Here is a 13,765-nt window from a genome sequence, read left to right as displayed (position 1 = left end):
CTAGCCGTCCACGCGGAAGGTGAGCGTGGTGGTGCCGAGCTGGATCATGTCACCGGGGTTCAGCGCGACGGCGGAGACCCGCTGCCCGTTGACCATGGTGCCGTTGGTCGATCCGAGGTCGGTCAGCACAACCTGCCCACCGTCGAAGTCCAGCCGGGCGTGTCGCCGGGAGATGCCGACGTCCGGCAGTCGCAGGTTGGCCTGATCACCACGCCCTATCACCGTCGAACCCATCTGCAGGGGATAGGTACGGCCGTCGCCGGAGACCAGTCGCACGTTGCGACCGCCACCGTGCCCGGGTGGCGGGCCGTAGCCACCACCCTGGTCGTAGGAGGGGTAACCGGGCGGGCCGGCGTCGTATCCGCCCTGGTCGTAGCCGGGGGCCGAGACCGGGGCGACGTCACCCCCGGTGTAGACCTCGGCGGTGACCCGGAACATACCGGTGTCCAGGCCCTCGCCCCGCTCGATCTCGACGATCACGTCGCCGTAGACCGTCCAGGCCTGCTCACCGATGAACTCCGCCTGCGACTGGGCCAGCTCCTGGGCCAGTGCGGCGGCGTACGGTGCCAACCTGCTGTGGTCGTACGGCGAGAGATCGATCACGTAGCGGTTGGGCACCAACGTGCGCCCACCGGCCAGGATCGCCTTGTGCGCCTCGGCCTCCCGCTGCATGGCGTTGAGGATCTCCACGGGGTGGACCACCCCTTTGAAGACCTTGGCGAAGGCCCCTTCGACCAGGCCTTCCAGTCGCTTCTCGAAGCGTTGCAGCACGCTCACCGGCTCCTCCTCGGGTCCCGAGGACATGATGGTATCCGGCCGAAGCGCGCGCAGCTCACACGCCGCTCGGCCGCCTGTCGTCGGCCCGCTCGGACGGGCCAATGCTGTCGTGCTACTCTTTCGTCCGCCACGAACGGTAACCGATCGTGGCAAGCGCCAGGGACAGCGTAGTATCTGCCGGGCTCGCTGGAGACAGCGGGACCGCAGCGGCTAGGGTGTTCCGGGTCATGCCACGGGGATGTGGCGGAATGGCAGACGCGCACGGTTCAGGTCCGTGTGTCCGAAAGGACGTGGGGGTTCAACTCCCCCCATCCCCACCACTGAGCAGGGGCTCCGCAGCGATGCGGGGCCCCTGCTTCGTTCCGGGCGACGCCACCCGTTAGGCCGGCCGCCACGGGGGTAGGTCGGGGCGGGACGGCCGGCCAAGCTCCACGCTGGGGCGTATCGGACACCGCGCTATGCTCCGGTGGTTTCTCCAGCGTCCGAACCCAGGAGTGGCGAGTGAGTGTCGCGTTGGTGACCGGATCCGGCGGTCTGATCGGATCAGAGGCGGTACGACACTTCGCCGGCCTCGGTCTGGACGTCGTCGGCATCGACAACGACATGCGCCAGGAGTTCTTCGGCGCCGAGGCGTCGACCGCCTGGAACGTCCGTCAGCTCACCGACGAGCTGGGGTCGGCGTACTCGCACCACAGCATCGACATCCGCGACCGGGACTCGATGGCGAAGCTCTTCGCGCGGTACGGCCGCGAGATCGCTGTGGTGATCCACACTGCCGCGCAGCCGTCGCACGACTGGGCGGTGCGCGATCCCTTCACCGACTTCGACGTCAACGCCGGCGGCACGCTGAACGTGCTGCAGAACGTCCGGGAACACTGCGTCGAGACGCCGGTGATCCACTGCTCGACCAACAAGGTCTACGGCGACCGCCCGAACAGCCTGCCGCTGGTGGAGCGGGAGACCCGGTGGGAGATCGAGCCGGGGCACCCGTACGAGCAGGGCATCCGGGAGGACATGTCGATCGACGCCTGCCTGCACTCGGTCTTCGGGGCCTCGAAGGTCGCCGCCGACGTGATGGTGCAGGAGTACGGCCGGTACTTCGGCATGCGTACCGCCTGCTTCCGGGGCGGCACGCTGACCGGCCCGGCGCACTCCGCGACCGAGCTGCACGGTTTCCTCGGGTACGTGATGCGGGCCAACATGGAACGCCGGACGTACAAGATCTTCGGGTACCAGGGCAAGCAGGTCCGGGACGCGATCCACAGCTCGGACGTGGTCTCGGCGTTCGAGGCCTTCTTCCGCAACCCGCGCTCGGCGGCGGTCTACAACCTCGGCGGTGGCCGGCACTCCAACACCTCCAACCGCGAGGCGTTCGCACTGGCCGAGCAGATCACCGGCGAGGAGATGCGCACCGAGTACGTCGAGGCCAACCGGATCGGCGACCACAAGTGGTGGATCGGCTCGAACGAGGCGTTCCAGACTGACTACCCCGACTGGAAACAGGTGTACGACGTACCGATGATCATGCGAGAGATCCACGAGGCCAACGTCGGCAAGTGGGTGCCGGCGTGAGTACCCAGACCAAGCGGAACGTGTTGGGCGTCATGGTCGACGCCACCGACTACGCCTCGGCCACCGAGGAGGTGGTCTCCGCCGCCCGGGACCGTCGCCCGCTGGCGCTGACCGCGCTGGCCGTGCACGGCGTGATGACCGGGGTACTCGACCCGGCCCACAACGCCCGGCTGAACTCCTTCGACGTGGTCACCCCGGACGGGCAGCCGGTGCGCTGGGCGCTCAACCTGCTGCACCGCGCCGAACTGTCGGACCGGGTCTACGGCCCGCAGTTGACCCTGCACGTGCTGCACCGCTTCGCCGACGAGGGCCTGCCGGTCTACCTGTACGGCTCCACCGAGGAGACCCTGGCCCGACTGGTGCCGGCGTTGGAGCGGATGTTCCCCGGCATCAAGATCGCCGGGATGGAGCCGTCGAAGTTCCGCCAGGTCCAGCCGGGCGAGGACGTCGAGATCGCCGACCGGATCAAGGCCAGCGGGGCCCGGCTCGTCCTGGTCGGGCTCGGCTGCCCCCGCCAGGAGATCTTCACGTACGCGATGCGCCCGCTGCTGGACATGCCGATGATGGCCGTCGGCGCGGCCTTCGACTACCACGCGGGTCTGCTGCGCAACCCCCCGCCGTGGATGCAGAAGGCGGGCCTGGAGTGGTTCTGGCGGCTCGGCCTGGAGCCGAAGCGGCTGTGGAAGCGGTACGTCATCCTCAACCCGGCCTACCTGGGTCGCCTGGCGGCGCAGAAGACCGGCGTCTGGAAGGCCCGTCCACCGGCCCCCGCCACGGAGCGCCCCACCACCTTCGCGGTCTGACCCACCCAACCGCCGGAGCGTGGCCCCACTGACACCTCGCGGTCGCCCCGCCTCCGCGGTGCCCACCACATCAAGGATCCTGCGCGACCACCCGGGCGTGGTTCGCGCAGGATCCTTGATGCAGGGGTCTTCTCACCCGATGCGCCGGCAGGCCGGAGGTCAGGCGGGGTCCGATCGCGGGGTGACGTAGACGCCCTTACCCTGGTGTCCCTGGACGAGGCCCTCGGCCTGGAGAATCAACAGCGCTGACCGTACGGGCTCGGCCGACACTCCGTATTGGACGGTCAACTCCCGCAGCGACGGCAGCTTGTCGCCGGGGGCGTACTCACCTGCGGCGACCTTGTCACGGATGTCCTGCGCGATCCGTTGGCGATCAGAAATTCGGGGCATGGCGACTCCTGGTAGGCCCCAAGATCTTCGCACGCCCGCAGGTTGTCGGCCAACACGCCGAGTAGGAGATCTGGTCACTCCCTGTCATCTAATGCTTTGCATTGTATGTTGTCCAGGCGGATCCTCCTGCGAAGCCTGGTAGGCAACCGGCTTTCGGTAGACCACCGCGCCGGCTGGCACGACCGTCCACCCTCCGGCCGGTCGTGCCAGCTCCACTGCCACGCACCAGCGCGCAAGCCCGTCCCCGGGCGTACCCACCGCCCCCGCCACACCGGCAAGACGACACCACCGAACGGGAGTGAAAGGAAACCGACGCGATGCGCAGCCTCCTCCGGCCTCTCATGAGCAGACGCAGTTCCCCTGGAGACGTTCGTCCCGGTGCACCGAACCGACCGCCCGTTGAGGCGTACCAACCGGTCCTGCACATGCCGTTACGACCGAGGCAGGTCCGGGGGCGCACCTTCACGGTGCGCCGCCGTGGTGCGGACCTGTTCGAGGTCGCCGCCTTCCTCGATCGGGTCGCGAAGGAACTCACGACGGCGCAGACGGCGCTCGTCGCCAGCCGGGCGGAGGCTGCCCGGTTACGGAACGCACTGGCTGCCTGGCAGACCTGGCACCTGACCCAGTGCGCCGACCAGAACCAACCGACATGAGTGATCGCTACGTCATCCACCTGCCGGTGGACGCCCCGGACCTGGTTCGCGCCAAGTTACTCGCCAGGACCGCTGGCCTTCATCACGAGCATCGATCCCGGCGAGACCACCGTCTCCGCCGAGGACGACCAGACAGTGCATCATCGGGTCTTCTGCGACATCCGGCTCGCCAACGGCCGCCGATGCATCCTCCGCGCCGGCCACGAGACCCCCTGCACCGCCCGGCGGCCCGCCTGACCGGCTCCCGGGATCGCGCAGTTTCCTGGTTATGGGGGACCATGGCAGGAGTGGAAGCCACCACAACCAGGAAACTGGCCACCGGCCTGCCCGCACGGGAGGTGCGGGCAGGCCGGGTCGGGTCAGAGGGTCAGGGACCAGGTGTCGACGTAGCCGGTGTCACCGGAGAAGACGTCCCGGACGCGCAACTGCCAGGTGCCGTCCGCCGCCTTCGCCGAGAGGTTCACCGAGTACGTGGCGTCGACGTCGTCGGCACCGTCCAGGATGCTGCTGTTCTTCAGCCGGTAGGCGGTGCCGTCCGGGGCGAGCAGGTCGATGACCAGGTCACCCCGGTAGGTGTGGACGATCTTCACCGCGACCGAGGACGAGGCCGAGGCGGCCCGGCCGCAGCCGGCGATCACGATCGAGCTGGTCACCCCGGCCAGGGCGCTGTCCGGGATCGAGACGTCGGTGCCGTTGCTGCCCGAGCAGGAGCCACCCGGGCCGGTCACCGTCAGGGTGAAGGTGGCCGTCCGGGTGGCCGACGCGCCGGTGCCGGTGACGGTCACCGGGTACGAGCCGGCCGGGGTGCCCGCCGAGGTGGCGACGGTGAGCGTCGACGAGCCGCCCGAGGTGACGCTCGCCGGGCTGAACGAGGCGGTCGCCCCGCTGGGCAGCCCGCTGGCGCTGAGGCTGACGGACTGGGCCGAGCCGTTGGTGGTGGCGGTGGCGACCGTGGCGGTCACCGAACCGCCCGGCGTGGTGGAGCCGGACGTCGGCGACACCGACACCGAGAAGTCGTCGGCCGGCGGCGGGGTGCTGCCGTTGACCACGTACAGCAGCTTGTTGGGTGAGCCGGTGCCCGGGTTGGTCACCACGTTGTCGGTGGCGTTGTCCACCAGGAAGTCACGGACCTGTTGCGGGGACCAGGTCGGGTTGACGCTGGCCACCAGGGCCGCCGCCCCCACCACGTGCGGGGTCGCCATCGAGGTGCCGCTGATCGTGTTGGTCGCCGTGTCGTTGGTGTACCAGGCGGACGTGATCGACGAGCCGGGGGCGAAGAGGTCCAGGCAGGTACCGATGTTGGAGAACGAGGAACGGGCGTCGGTGTTGGTGGTCGAGCCGACGGTGATCCCCTCGGTGGTCCGCGCCGGTGAGCTGTTGCAGGCGTTGGAGCCGTTGTCGTTCCCCGCCGCCAGGCCGTACGTCACCCCGGAGTTGATCGAGTTACGGACGGCGGTGTCGAGGGTGGCGTTCGCGCCGCCGCCGAGGCTCATGTTGGCCACCGCCGGCTTGACCGCGTTCGCGGTGACCCAGTCCACCCCGCCGACCACCCCGGCGATGGTGCCGCTGCCGGCGCAGTTGAGCACCCGTACGCCGACCAGCGTGACGCCCTTCGCCACCCCGTACGCGCCGCCGCCGACGGTGCCCGCGACGTGCGTACCGTGGCCGTTGCAGTCGTCGGCCGGGCCGCCGTCGACCGCGTCGAACCCGGTGACGGCGCGGCCACCGAAGTCGCTGTGGCTGAACCGGATGCCGGTGTCGATGATGTAGGCGTGCACGTTGCTCGCCGTGTTCGGGTAGGTGTAGGAGCTGTCCAACGGCAGGTTGCGCTGGTCGATCCGGTCCAGCCCCCAGGACGGCGGGTTGGCCTGGGTGCCGGCGATCGACACGGTGTGGTTCTGCTCGACGTACGCCACGGCGGGGTCGGCGGCGATCCGGGCGGCGGCGTCGGCGTCGACCCGGGCCTCGAAGCCACGGAGCGCGGCACCGTAGGTGCGGGCCACCGTGCCACCGTGCCGGCCGACCAGGCGGTTGGCGTTGTCACCGACCCGGCTGCGGCCGACGGCGCTGTCCTTGAACACGACGATGTAGCTGCCCGCGACGGCGGTGGCCCCACCGGCTGCCCGGACCGGACCGACCGGCTCGGCGGCCATGGCGGGGGTGGCGGCCGCGAGCATGGCCAGCGCGGCCACTCCGACGAGGACGGACCTGTGTGGAATACCCATTCTCCTACCTCCCTCTGACCGGTGCCGACGTCCGGACACTCGTGGTTACGGACCGACAACGACCGATCACGCTGAGGCTAGGGCATGGAAGTTGCCAGTAAACATGCCGAACTCCCCATCACCCCGGTGGGATGGCCCCTACGGGTGAAGTGGGGGCGGGCCCAGGGTGCCGACCCGGATTCGCTCCGCCGGATAATGGGCAAGTCTCATGGCATGGACAGTCATCTCACCGTTCTGCTCGCGGTCGCCGCCGTCTGGCTCACCGCCGGTCTCCTCGCCGAGGGGATGCCCCGGCTGGACCGGGCGCGCGTCCTGCGCCGACGGGTGCACTGGCTGTTCGTACTCACCCTGACCGGGCTGGGGCTGACCGCGGGGGTGCTGATGGCTGGCCTGCAGAGCGCCGGTTCCGCGCCGGCCGACCGGGCCGCCGCCGGACTCGCCCTCGCGATGGCACCGGCGGCCGTGGTCGCGGTCTGCACCGTACGCCGGTTGCGCCGGCTCCAGGCCGGTGCCGCCGCCTTCGCCACCGCGCCGCGGACCCCGGCCCCGCACGGCCTGCGGGCCGCCGCCGCGCACCCGCTGATCGGCCTGCCGCTGCAGATCACCGGCCTGGCGACGGTGCCGGGCGCGCTCTCCGCCACCGGCATCGACCTCTTCGACGGCGGTGGCGTGACCGGGCCGGCGATCACCGTCGGCGTACTCGGCATCATCGCCATCGCGATCCGCCACGCGCTGCGGCACAACCGGCTCGCCGAGCGGGCCCTGGCCGAGCCCGCCACCAGCTCACCGCGCTCGGCCAGCCCCCTGCACGTATAGCAGTTCCAGGATCGCCCGGGTCGCCTCGAACCAACGGTCCAGCCAACCCGGCGGGGGCACGCTGCCCTTGGGCGGCAGCTCCATCAGCAGGCCGCGCAGCAGGGGGTGGTCGACCAGGGACTCGGTCGACTCCAACGGCCAGCCGCTCGGCGGGAACGAGGGCTCGGTGAGCGGGTTCGGATCCAGCGAGGGCAGTGCCAGCGGCACCCCGACCTGCTCCGGGCCGGGCGGTGCCGTCTCCCGGCGGTCGAGTTCGGAGTCGGTGGAGACCACCTCCGTCAGGACGCTGTCCCGGCGGGCACCCCGGTACTTGCCACCGAACCGTTCCGACTTCCCCGGACCGTTGGTGTGGTTCTCTGACCCGATCGTCGTCATCCGTTTCGCCTGCCTCGCTCGGTGTGCGGACTCGCTCGGTCTGCGGATCCGTGCGGCGGGTTGTCGACCAGCGCCGTACCGAGGGGTACAACGAGTCGGGACGGAAGTGGCGACGGGACCACCCGTGGGGGCACCCGAATCGTCGCCCGGTGCCGGCACCGCGAGGGGCGCGGTCCCGGCTGGCCACGCTGCCGGACGGTTCCGCGCCCCTCGACTCTGCTGCCGGTCGGTCAGTCCCGGCCGAACACACCCTGCCTGGCACCGGCGACGAAGGCGTGCCAGTCACCCGGAGCGAAGACCAGCGCCGGCCCGGACCGGTCCTTGGTGTCCCGGACCCCGACCGCGCTGCTCGCGTACGCCACCTCGACGCAGTTGTCGCAGTTCGGTCCGCTCTTGGAGCTCTTGAACCAGACCGCCTGCGTCAGGTTCGCGGGGAACCCCTTGGTCGCCACTTCCACAACGGCTCCTCTGCCAGTGTCACGATGTGTGCAATGGACTCCTCGGGTCCGACGGCGGCTGCTCTGATCTGCTCGAAGATGGAGTGGTACTTGTCTAGTTCGTCGCTCTTCTCCAGGAAGAGCCCACCCGTGGCGTTCTCCGCGTACACGACTCCCGGGTCACCGGGCTCGTGGAAGCTGAGGATGGTGAAGGTGCCGTCCATGCCGGCATGCGCGCCCGCCTCGAAGGGCAACAACTGGAGCGTCACGTTCGGCCACTGCGCCACCTCCACCAACCGCTGGAGCTGACCACGCATCACTGCGTCGCCGCCCACCGGTCGACTCACCACCGCCTCATCGAGCACCACCGACAGATTGACCGGATCGTCCTGGGTCAACAACGACTGGCGGGCCATTCGGACACGGACTTTCTGCTTTACTTCTTCCTCGGACAGGTCGGGGCGGGCGAGCCGGAGCATCGCGTCGGCGTACTCCTGGGTCTGCAGCAGGCCCGAGACGACCTGTTGCTCGTAGGTCCTGATCGTCCGGGCGGCGTCCTCCAGGCCGACGTACGCGCCGGAGAGAACGTGGCTGTACGGATGCCACCAGCCCTTCTGCCGGGCCTCCCGGGCGAACTGCACCAACTCGTCGCTCTCGGCCTCCGATGTCCCGTAGATCTGGAGCATGTCGCGGACGTCGCGGGGGGTGACGGTGGTGTGTCCGGTCTCGATCCTGGAGACCTTCGACGTCGAACACTCCAGTTGCTGGGCCACCACCTCGATGGTGACGCCCGCGTGCTCCCGCCGACGGCGTAGTTCGGCGCCGAGCCGGCGACGTCGGATGGTGGGGCTACGCCGTTCACTCACGACTCACCTCGAGTCAGGGCCGGTCCGGGCAGCGAGACACTCGCGCTCACCGAGCTACCTCCGGTTGATCGCGCCTACTTCGCGACGCCCGCCGGGGGCGCGACCGTCGGGCGGCGGGCGATCGTTCGCGGCATGGGGGTGGTGCCGTTCGTCGGCCGGCCGCGACGGCGAAACGGGCGTCCAGTGTGCCGCTAGGGATCGAGAGCTTCAAGCGCACCCGTGTGGCGTGTTCACGTACGCAGTTCCGCCAGCCGTTCACGCATCGGCAAAAGCCAAGGTGCAACTTGCATGTATCCGAACACTGATGCACTCTAACCGTGTGACTCGGGTTACTCACCGTTGGTGTCGACCTTCGGACCTACCTGCTTCGCCCCACCGGAGCAGGTAGGTGAAACCTTCCTGAGCTGCGGTTACACGCGGGACCGCCCCGGAGAGACAACCCCGCCGAGGTAGGCCGACCGGCTACGGCGGTGGGACGCCAGCCGGGCGCACCAGGTGCTGATCGGACGCTGGCACGCCACCAGTGAGCCGGACCGACCAGCACCGTCCGACCGAAGCCGGCGGACAGGGCACGACCTTGTCGCCGGAACGTGACCTTCCCCGTTCAGCTCCCGCCGGTGTGACCGCCGGCCAACCCTTCAGGAGCCCATGTGCTTCCCCGCCCTGGTGACGTTCTGCACGTGACTCGCGCGGCGAGCGTCCAGTTCCGCCGCCCGCTCATCTTCCGGGTGATCAAGGTGCACGACTGGCCGACGTACCAAGGTTGGGTCTGGCTCGAAGGTTACGAGCTGGACGCGACCGGGGACGCGGTCAGCCGGCGGTCGATCTACGTCAAGCACGAGGGGCTGCGCCAGCTCCACATCGCTGAGCCCCGACCGCACACCGTGCGGACCCGCCGCCCGGTCGCCCGGACCCCGGTCCGGGTGGGCTGACCTCGTAGTTTTCCGTCCGCCGGGTGGGCTACCGGCATAGAATCGGTACGCCCACCCCGGCACGTTCCACCCCGCGCGGCCCGGACCCCGAACCTGGGATGGCCATGCTGAGAATGTCCGCCACGCAGCAGCGACACCGCATCCGCTACGCCCTCGGGGCTCTCCTGCTGCTCGGAGCCGCGACCACCCTGGTGGTCCTGGCCCGGGGCCCCGCCTACTCCGCCACCCGCCTGCCGGCACCGGTGCCGGCACCGGTGCCGGCACCGGAGATCTTCGTCGCCGAGGAGTCGGCACCCCCGACCGAACCCTGGGTCGATCCCTGGGCCGTCCCCGGGGCCACCGACACCGCCGAGAACGCGGCCGGAAGACCGGCCGGCACCGCCGAGAACGCGGCCGGAAGACCGGCCGGCACCGCCGAGAACGCGGCCGGAAGAGCGGCCGGCACCGCGGAGAACCCGGCCGGGAGAGCGGCCGGCACCGGTACGGGGACGGCCCTCGGGGCACCGTCCCGTCCCGATTCGACTGCCCAGTCCGGTCTGACTGACCCGTCCGGTCTGGCGGCCCATTCGGATCTGGCGGCCCAGTCCGGTCTGGCGGCTCGATCCGGTGCGGCGGCCCGGACCGCAGACGACGGCGTACGGCGCTCGCTGTTCTGGTCGGGCCTCCTCGGCCTCGCCGTCTCGTTCGTCGGTATGGGGATGATCGGCTTCCGCCGCCGGCAGTGGTGACCCGACCGGTCGGGAGGCCAGGCCGGCGACGGTGGGCCGGTCAGCGGGTAACCGTCGCCTCCCCAGTGGCGGTCGGGGCAGCCGGGCTGGTCGGTGACGGGTTCTGGGCCGCGACGACCAGGAGCACCTGTTGTCCCGCCGGCACCGGCACGCCCACTCCCGGGTTGACCCCGATCACCGTGCCGGGGCGCTGCGGCGACGGCTGGTACTCCACCCGGTAGCTCAACCCGAGACCGGTCAGCACCGCCTGCGCGGTCGCCTGCGACAGGCCGACCACCGGTGGTACCGGAACCTGCCCGGGAACGGCCGGGGCGGTGGTGGCCGGGGCGGTGGTGGCCGGGGCGGTCGTCGGCGGCGCGGTGGTGGCCGGCGCCGTGGTCGGCGGCGGGGTGGTCGCGGGCGAACTGGGCGGCACCGTGGTCGGTGCGACGCTCGGCTGCGGTGACGGTGGCAACTGCGGACCCGGCTCGTCCACCTGCTGCACCGCGAACCAGAACACCGTCCCGAGCAGCCCCAGCAACACCAGCGCGACCACCGCGAGCGCGATGGGAGCCCACCACCGGCGGTCGACCGGCTCGTCGTCGTACCACTCGGTGCCCGGCTCCGGCGGACGGGGCGGCGGCACCCCGGCCCGTCCCGACCAGACCGCCGGCCCGGCCCGCCGAGCGGTCGAATCCACCCCCGTCCCGGTACGCCCCAGCGGTAACGCCACCGTCCGGTCCGGCGGCGCCACGGTCCGGTGCGGCGGTACGACCGGCTGGGTGACGTCCGGCCCGACCGGCGGTTCGGCCCGCTGGGTGACGTCCGGCCCGACCGACGGCTCGGCCCGCTGGGTGACCTCCGGCCCGACCGGCGGCTCGGCCCGCTGGGTGACGTCCGGCCCGACCGGCGGCTCGGCCCGCTGGGTGACCTCCGGCCCGACCGGCGGAAGTCCCCGGGTACGGTCGTCGTCCGCTGCGTCGGATGGTTGCTGGTGGTCGTCGCTCATGTCGTCAGCTCGCTGCACTCGGGCCGATGGTGGCGGCGGTGTCGACGATCTGGGCGGCGGTTTCGGTGTCGGTGTCGGCAGCGGCGGTTTCGGTGTCGGTGTCGGCAGCGGCGGTTTCGGTGTCGGTGTCGGCAGCGGCGGTTTCGGTGTCGGCGGTGGCACGCTCGTGCGGCCGGGATGATTCGCTCGCGGGCTCGCTCATGGCACGTCCCCTCCGGGCGGGCTTCCTGGCCCTCGTGGGTCCACCCAGCGGGCCGGGCAGCCTTCGACCGAGACGAACAGGGTCAACCCCGGGTCACCGGCCACCTGCGATCAGTCCACCACAATCGCCACGACTCGCCGGTGTGCCGCGCGGACGTTACGCTCCCCCGCATGGCCAGGGGCTGGGCAGGATCCATCATCACCGCGATCGGCGTCGCCGCCGGCGCGGGTGCGGCTCAACTCGGCTTCGGCTACGGACTCGGCATCATCAACTTCACCCCGGCGACGGACCCGGACGAGGCCGCCTGGGTGGCCAGCCTGGCCTGGGCCACCTGGATCGCGGCCACCTCGACCATCGTCGGCGCGGCCTGCGCCCAGCGACTGCACGAACCGTCGGGCGACATCCCAGCCCGGACCGCGAATGCCCTGCCCCGTGCCGGGAACGACCCGGCCCGAACCGAGGACGGGCTGCCCCGTACCGGAAGCGACCCGGCCCGGGGCGAAGACGGGCTGCCCCGTACCGAAGACGGGCTGCTGCGGACCAGGGAGGACCCGATCCGGACGGGAGACGATCGGGCTTCGACCGGCGACGAGGCGGCCCGGACCGGGGCCGGTCGGGACCGGGCCGGCGACGACCCGGCCCGGGGCGAAGGCGGGGCGCCACCCGAGGACGGTCGCGGGCGGGTCACGGGCGGGGTGCTGGGCCGGCTGACACTGGCCGTCGCAGCTGCGGTCGGCGCCATGATCACCGTACTACTGGTCGCCGTGCCGGCCCGGATGGCCGACGTACCGGACACCTTCTCACCGCAGAGCGTTGCCGGCGGGTACGCGGGCGTCGGCGTACTGGTCGGGTTGTTGATCGCCCTCTGGGCGCTGCACTCCCCGGCGGCCCGTGCCAACCTGGTGGCGACCGTCGGGTGGTTGTGGCTGCTCGCGGTGGCCGCGGTGGTGGACGGGGTGCTCTCCGGCCGTGGACTGACCACCGCCCAGCTCGGTATCTGGCAGCTCAGCGCGGACAACCCCGGCTTCTGGTTCCGGGACTACTTCTACTGGCCCGGTGCGGCGCTGGCGCTGGGATCCGCCCTGGTCATCGGCGGGTTCGCGGCCAGACGCAGTGCCCGACAGCCCCATCGTCAGGTCGGCACGGCGGTGTCCGGAGCGGCCGGCCCGCTGCTGGTGGCATTGGCGTACTTCCTGGTCGTACCCCGGCTCGCGGTGCTCGGCCCGGAGCAGGTGTCGGCGCATCTGATGGCCCCGTACGCCGTCATCGTCGGGGCGGGTGCCTCGGTCGCGGTGACCGCACTCGGCCAACGGTCCGCCGCCCGCCGCGCCCGTTCGGCGGCCGGGGCCGAACCTGCGGGATCGGCTCGGATCGGGCGCGCCGTACCGAACCCGGACGGCGTGACCTCGCTGGCCGGCCCAGGGTCTTCGGTGCCGGACGCCGACGGCACGCCTCCGGCGGCCGGTACGGGGTCGACCACTGCGGGGTTGTCATCCGGCACCGACCGGGCGGCCCCGGGCGTACCCAGGCAACGATCGGCACCCGATCCGCCCGGCGCAACCGGTCGGTCCGGCCCGCCCGACGCTGCCGACCCGCCCAGCCCGGCAGCGGACCCGCCGACCGCGGCCGTGGGCCGGAGCCGGGTCTCCGGTCCGGCGACGGCGAAGCGGAAGCCGCGGAGCCGCGCGTCCCAGAGCCCGTCCGGCCAGGCCTCGGCGAGCGGCGCCGAAGGACCGTCCGCCTCCGCCGCCTCCGCCGCCTCCGCCGCCTCCGCCGCCTCCGCCGGCTCCGCCGGTCCGGCCGCTTCCACCGGGCCCACCGGCCCGGCCGCTCCTACCGGGCCCACCGGCCCAGCCGCTCCCACGGGATCCGTCGGCCCGGCCGGGACGATGCCCGACGCGGGTACCGGGACCGACGCGGGTACCGGGACCGACGCGGGCTCCCCGGTGGCCCCGAAGCCTCGCCCCGGCCCCCGCCGACCCGGCTGAACACTCCGGTCCG

At 71.5% G+C, this 13,765-nt stretch carries 15 protein-coding genes, 1 tRNA gene and 1 pseudogene; 9 read left to right on the top strand and 8 right to left on the bottom strand.

Annotated features, from left to right (window positions below; translation table 11 throughout):
• The gene (locus tag GA0070617_RS01110; protein ID WP_091432724.1) at positions 1–804 is read right to left on the bottom strand and encodes an FHA domain-containing protein; all 804 of its coding nucleotides are present in this window, start codon (positions 802–804) and stop codon (positions 1–3) included.
• 207 nt (positions 805–1,011) lie between these two features.
• Between GA0070617_RS01110 and GA0070617_RS01105 the strand changes: the two genes are divergently transcribed.
• The 3 genes from GA0070617_RS01105 (at position 1,012) to GA0070617_RS01095 (ending at position 3,152) form a co-directional block, all read left to right on the top strand.
• A tRNA-Leu gene (locus tag GA0070617_RS01105) sits at positions 1,012–1,097 on the top strand.
• Positions 1,098–1,278: 181 nt separating this feature from the next.
• Positions 1,279–2,349 carry an NAD-dependent epimerase/dehydratase family protein gene (locus GA0070617_RS01100; protein WP_091432720.1) on the top strand — a complete coding sequence of 357 codons (1,071 nt, stop codon included), beginning with the start codon at positions 1,279–1,281 and terminating at the stop codon, positions 2,347–2,349.
• Positions 2,350–2,381: 32 nt separating this feature from the next.
• The gene (locus GA0070617_RS01095; RefSeq protein WP_373868338.1) at positions 2,382–3,152 is read left to right on the top strand and encodes a WecB/TagA/CpsF family glycosyltransferase; all 771 of its coding nucleotides are present in this window, start codon (positions 2,382–2,384) and stop codon (positions 3,150–3,152) included.
• Between the two features lie 159 nt (positions 3,153–3,311).
• Here GA0070617_RS01095 and GA0070617_RS01090 read toward each other — a convergent pair whose 3' ends face one another.
• Positions 3,312–3,542, bottom strand: coding sequence for a winged helix-turn-helix domain-containing protein (locus tag GA0070617_RS01090; RefSeq protein ID WP_091432717.1), 231 nt, complete (start codon positions 3,540–3,542; stop codon positions 3,312–3,314).
• Positions 3,543–3,859: 317 nt separating this feature from the next.
• Here GA0070617_RS01090 and GA0070617_RS01085 point away from each other — a divergent pair, with 317 nt between their 5' ends.
• Both GA0070617_RS01085 and GA0070617_RS31200 read left to right on the top strand, forming a co-directional pair.
• Entirely contained in the window at positions 3,860–4,195 is a 336-nt protein-coding gene (locus tag GA0070617_RS01085; RefSeq protein WP_091432714.1) for a DivIVA domain-containing protein, read from the top strand.
• Positions 4,192–4,432: pseudogene (locus GA0070617_RS31200) on the top strand (hypothetical protein). The gene GA0070617_RS01085 and the pseudogene GA0070617_RS31200 overlap by 4 nt, the downstream one beginning before the upstream one ends.
• Positions 4,433–4,554: 122 nt before the next feature.
• On the opposite strand, the gene GA0070617_RS01075 reads toward GA0070617_RS31200, so the two are convergent.
• Positions 4,555–6,420 carry a S8 family peptidase gene (locus GA0070617_RS01075; RefSeq protein ID WP_091432712.1) on the bottom strand — a complete coding sequence of 622 codons (1,866 nt, stop codon included), beginning with the start codon at positions 6,418–6,420 and terminating at the stop codon, positions 4,555–4,557.
• 213 nt (positions 6,421–6,633) lie between these two features.
• Here GA0070617_RS01075 and GA0070617_RS01070 point away from each other — a divergent pair, with 213 nt between their 5' ends.
• The gene (locus GA0070617_RS01070) at positions 6,634–7,236 is read left to right on the top strand and encodes a hypothetical protein (protein WP_091432708.1); all 603 of its coding nucleotides are present in this window, start codon (positions 6,634–6,636) and stop codon (positions 7,234–7,236) included.
• On the opposite strand, the gene GA0070617_RS01065 is transcribed toward GA0070617_RS01070, so the two are convergent.
• The 3 genes from GA0070617_RS01065 to GA0070617_RS01055 all read right to left on the bottom strand — a co-directional run bounded on the left by GA0070617_RS01065 (position 7,204) and on the right by GA0070617_RS01055 (position 8,914).
• A complete protein-coding gene (locus GA0070617_RS01065; RefSeq protein ID WP_091432703.1) occupies positions 7,204–7,611 on the bottom strand; it encodes a hypothetical protein in 408 nt (135 codons plus the stop codon). The genes GA0070617_RS01070 and GA0070617_RS01065 overlap by 33 nt on opposite strands.
• 230 nt (positions 7,612–7,841) lie before the next feature.
• Positions 7,842–8,063: a DUF397 domain-containing protein gene (locus GA0070617_RS01060; RefSeq protein WP_091432700.1), complete on the bottom strand. Its 222-nt coding sequence runs from the start codon at positions 8,061–8,063 to the stop codon at positions 7,842–7,844.
• Complete coding sequence (locus GA0070617_RS01055; RefSeq protein ID WP_091432696.1) at positions 8,033–8,914, bottom strand: helix-turn-helix domain-containing protein; 882 nt, start codon at positions 8,912–8,914, stop codon at positions 8,033–8,035. Before GA0070617_RS01055 ends, GA0070617_RS01060 begins: the two co-directional genes overlap by 31 nt.
• A gap of 650 nt (positions 8,915–9,564) precedes the next feature.
• Between GA0070617_RS01055 and GA0070617_RS01050 the strand changes: the two genes are divergently transcribed.
• Entirely contained in the window at positions 9,565–9,846 is a 282-nt protein-coding gene (locus tag GA0070617_RS01050) for a hypothetical protein (RefSeq protein WP_091432693.1), read from the top strand.
• Positions 9,847–9,959: 113 nt separating this feature from the next.
• Positions 9,960–10,574 carry a hypothetical protein gene (locus tag GA0070617_RS01045; RefSeq protein ID WP_091432689.1) on the top strand — a complete coding sequence of 205 codons (615 nt, stop codon included), beginning with the start codon at positions 9,960–9,962 and terminating at the stop codon, positions 10,572–10,574.
• 40 nt (positions 10,575–10,614) lie between these two features.
• Here the strand turns inward: GA0070617_RS01045 and GA0070617_RS01040 are convergent, their stop codons facing one another.
• Together GA0070617_RS01040 and GA0070617_RS01035 are read right to left on the bottom strand one after the other, a co-directional pair.
• The gene (locus GA0070617_RS01040) at positions 10,615–11,562 is read right to left on the bottom strand and encodes a PASTA domain-containing protein (RefSeq protein ID WP_091432686.1); all 948 of its coding nucleotides are present in this window, start codon (positions 11,560–11,562) and stop codon (positions 10,615–10,617) included.
• A gap of 4 nt (positions 11,563–11,566) precedes the next feature.
• On the bottom strand, positions 11,567–11,764 hold the full coding sequence (locus GA0070617_RS01035; RefSeq protein ID WP_091432683.1) for a hypothetical protein: 198 nt from the start codon (positions 11,762–11,764) through the stop codon (positions 11,567–11,569).
• A 170-nt stretch (positions 11,765–11,934) separates the two neighbouring features.
• Here GA0070617_RS01035 and GA0070617_RS32530 point away from each other — a divergent pair, with 170 nt between their 5' ends.
• A complete protein-coding gene (locus tag GA0070617_RS32530; RefSeq protein ID WP_483308193.1) occupies positions 11,935–13,752 on the top strand; it encodes a hypothetical protein in 1,818 nt (605 codons plus the stop codon).
• The last annotated feature ends 13 nt before the right edge of the window (positions 13,753–13,765 follow it).

This window comes from Micromonospora yangpuensis (assembly GCF_900091615.1).
In the GTDB taxonomy this organism is placed as follows: Bacteria; Actinomycetota; Actinomycetes; order Mycobacteriales; family Micromonosporaceae; genus Micromonospora; species Micromonospora yangpuensis.
The sequence above is the reverse complement of the archived record's forward strand: the minus strand, read 5'-3'. Positions and strand labels throughout refer to the sequence as shown.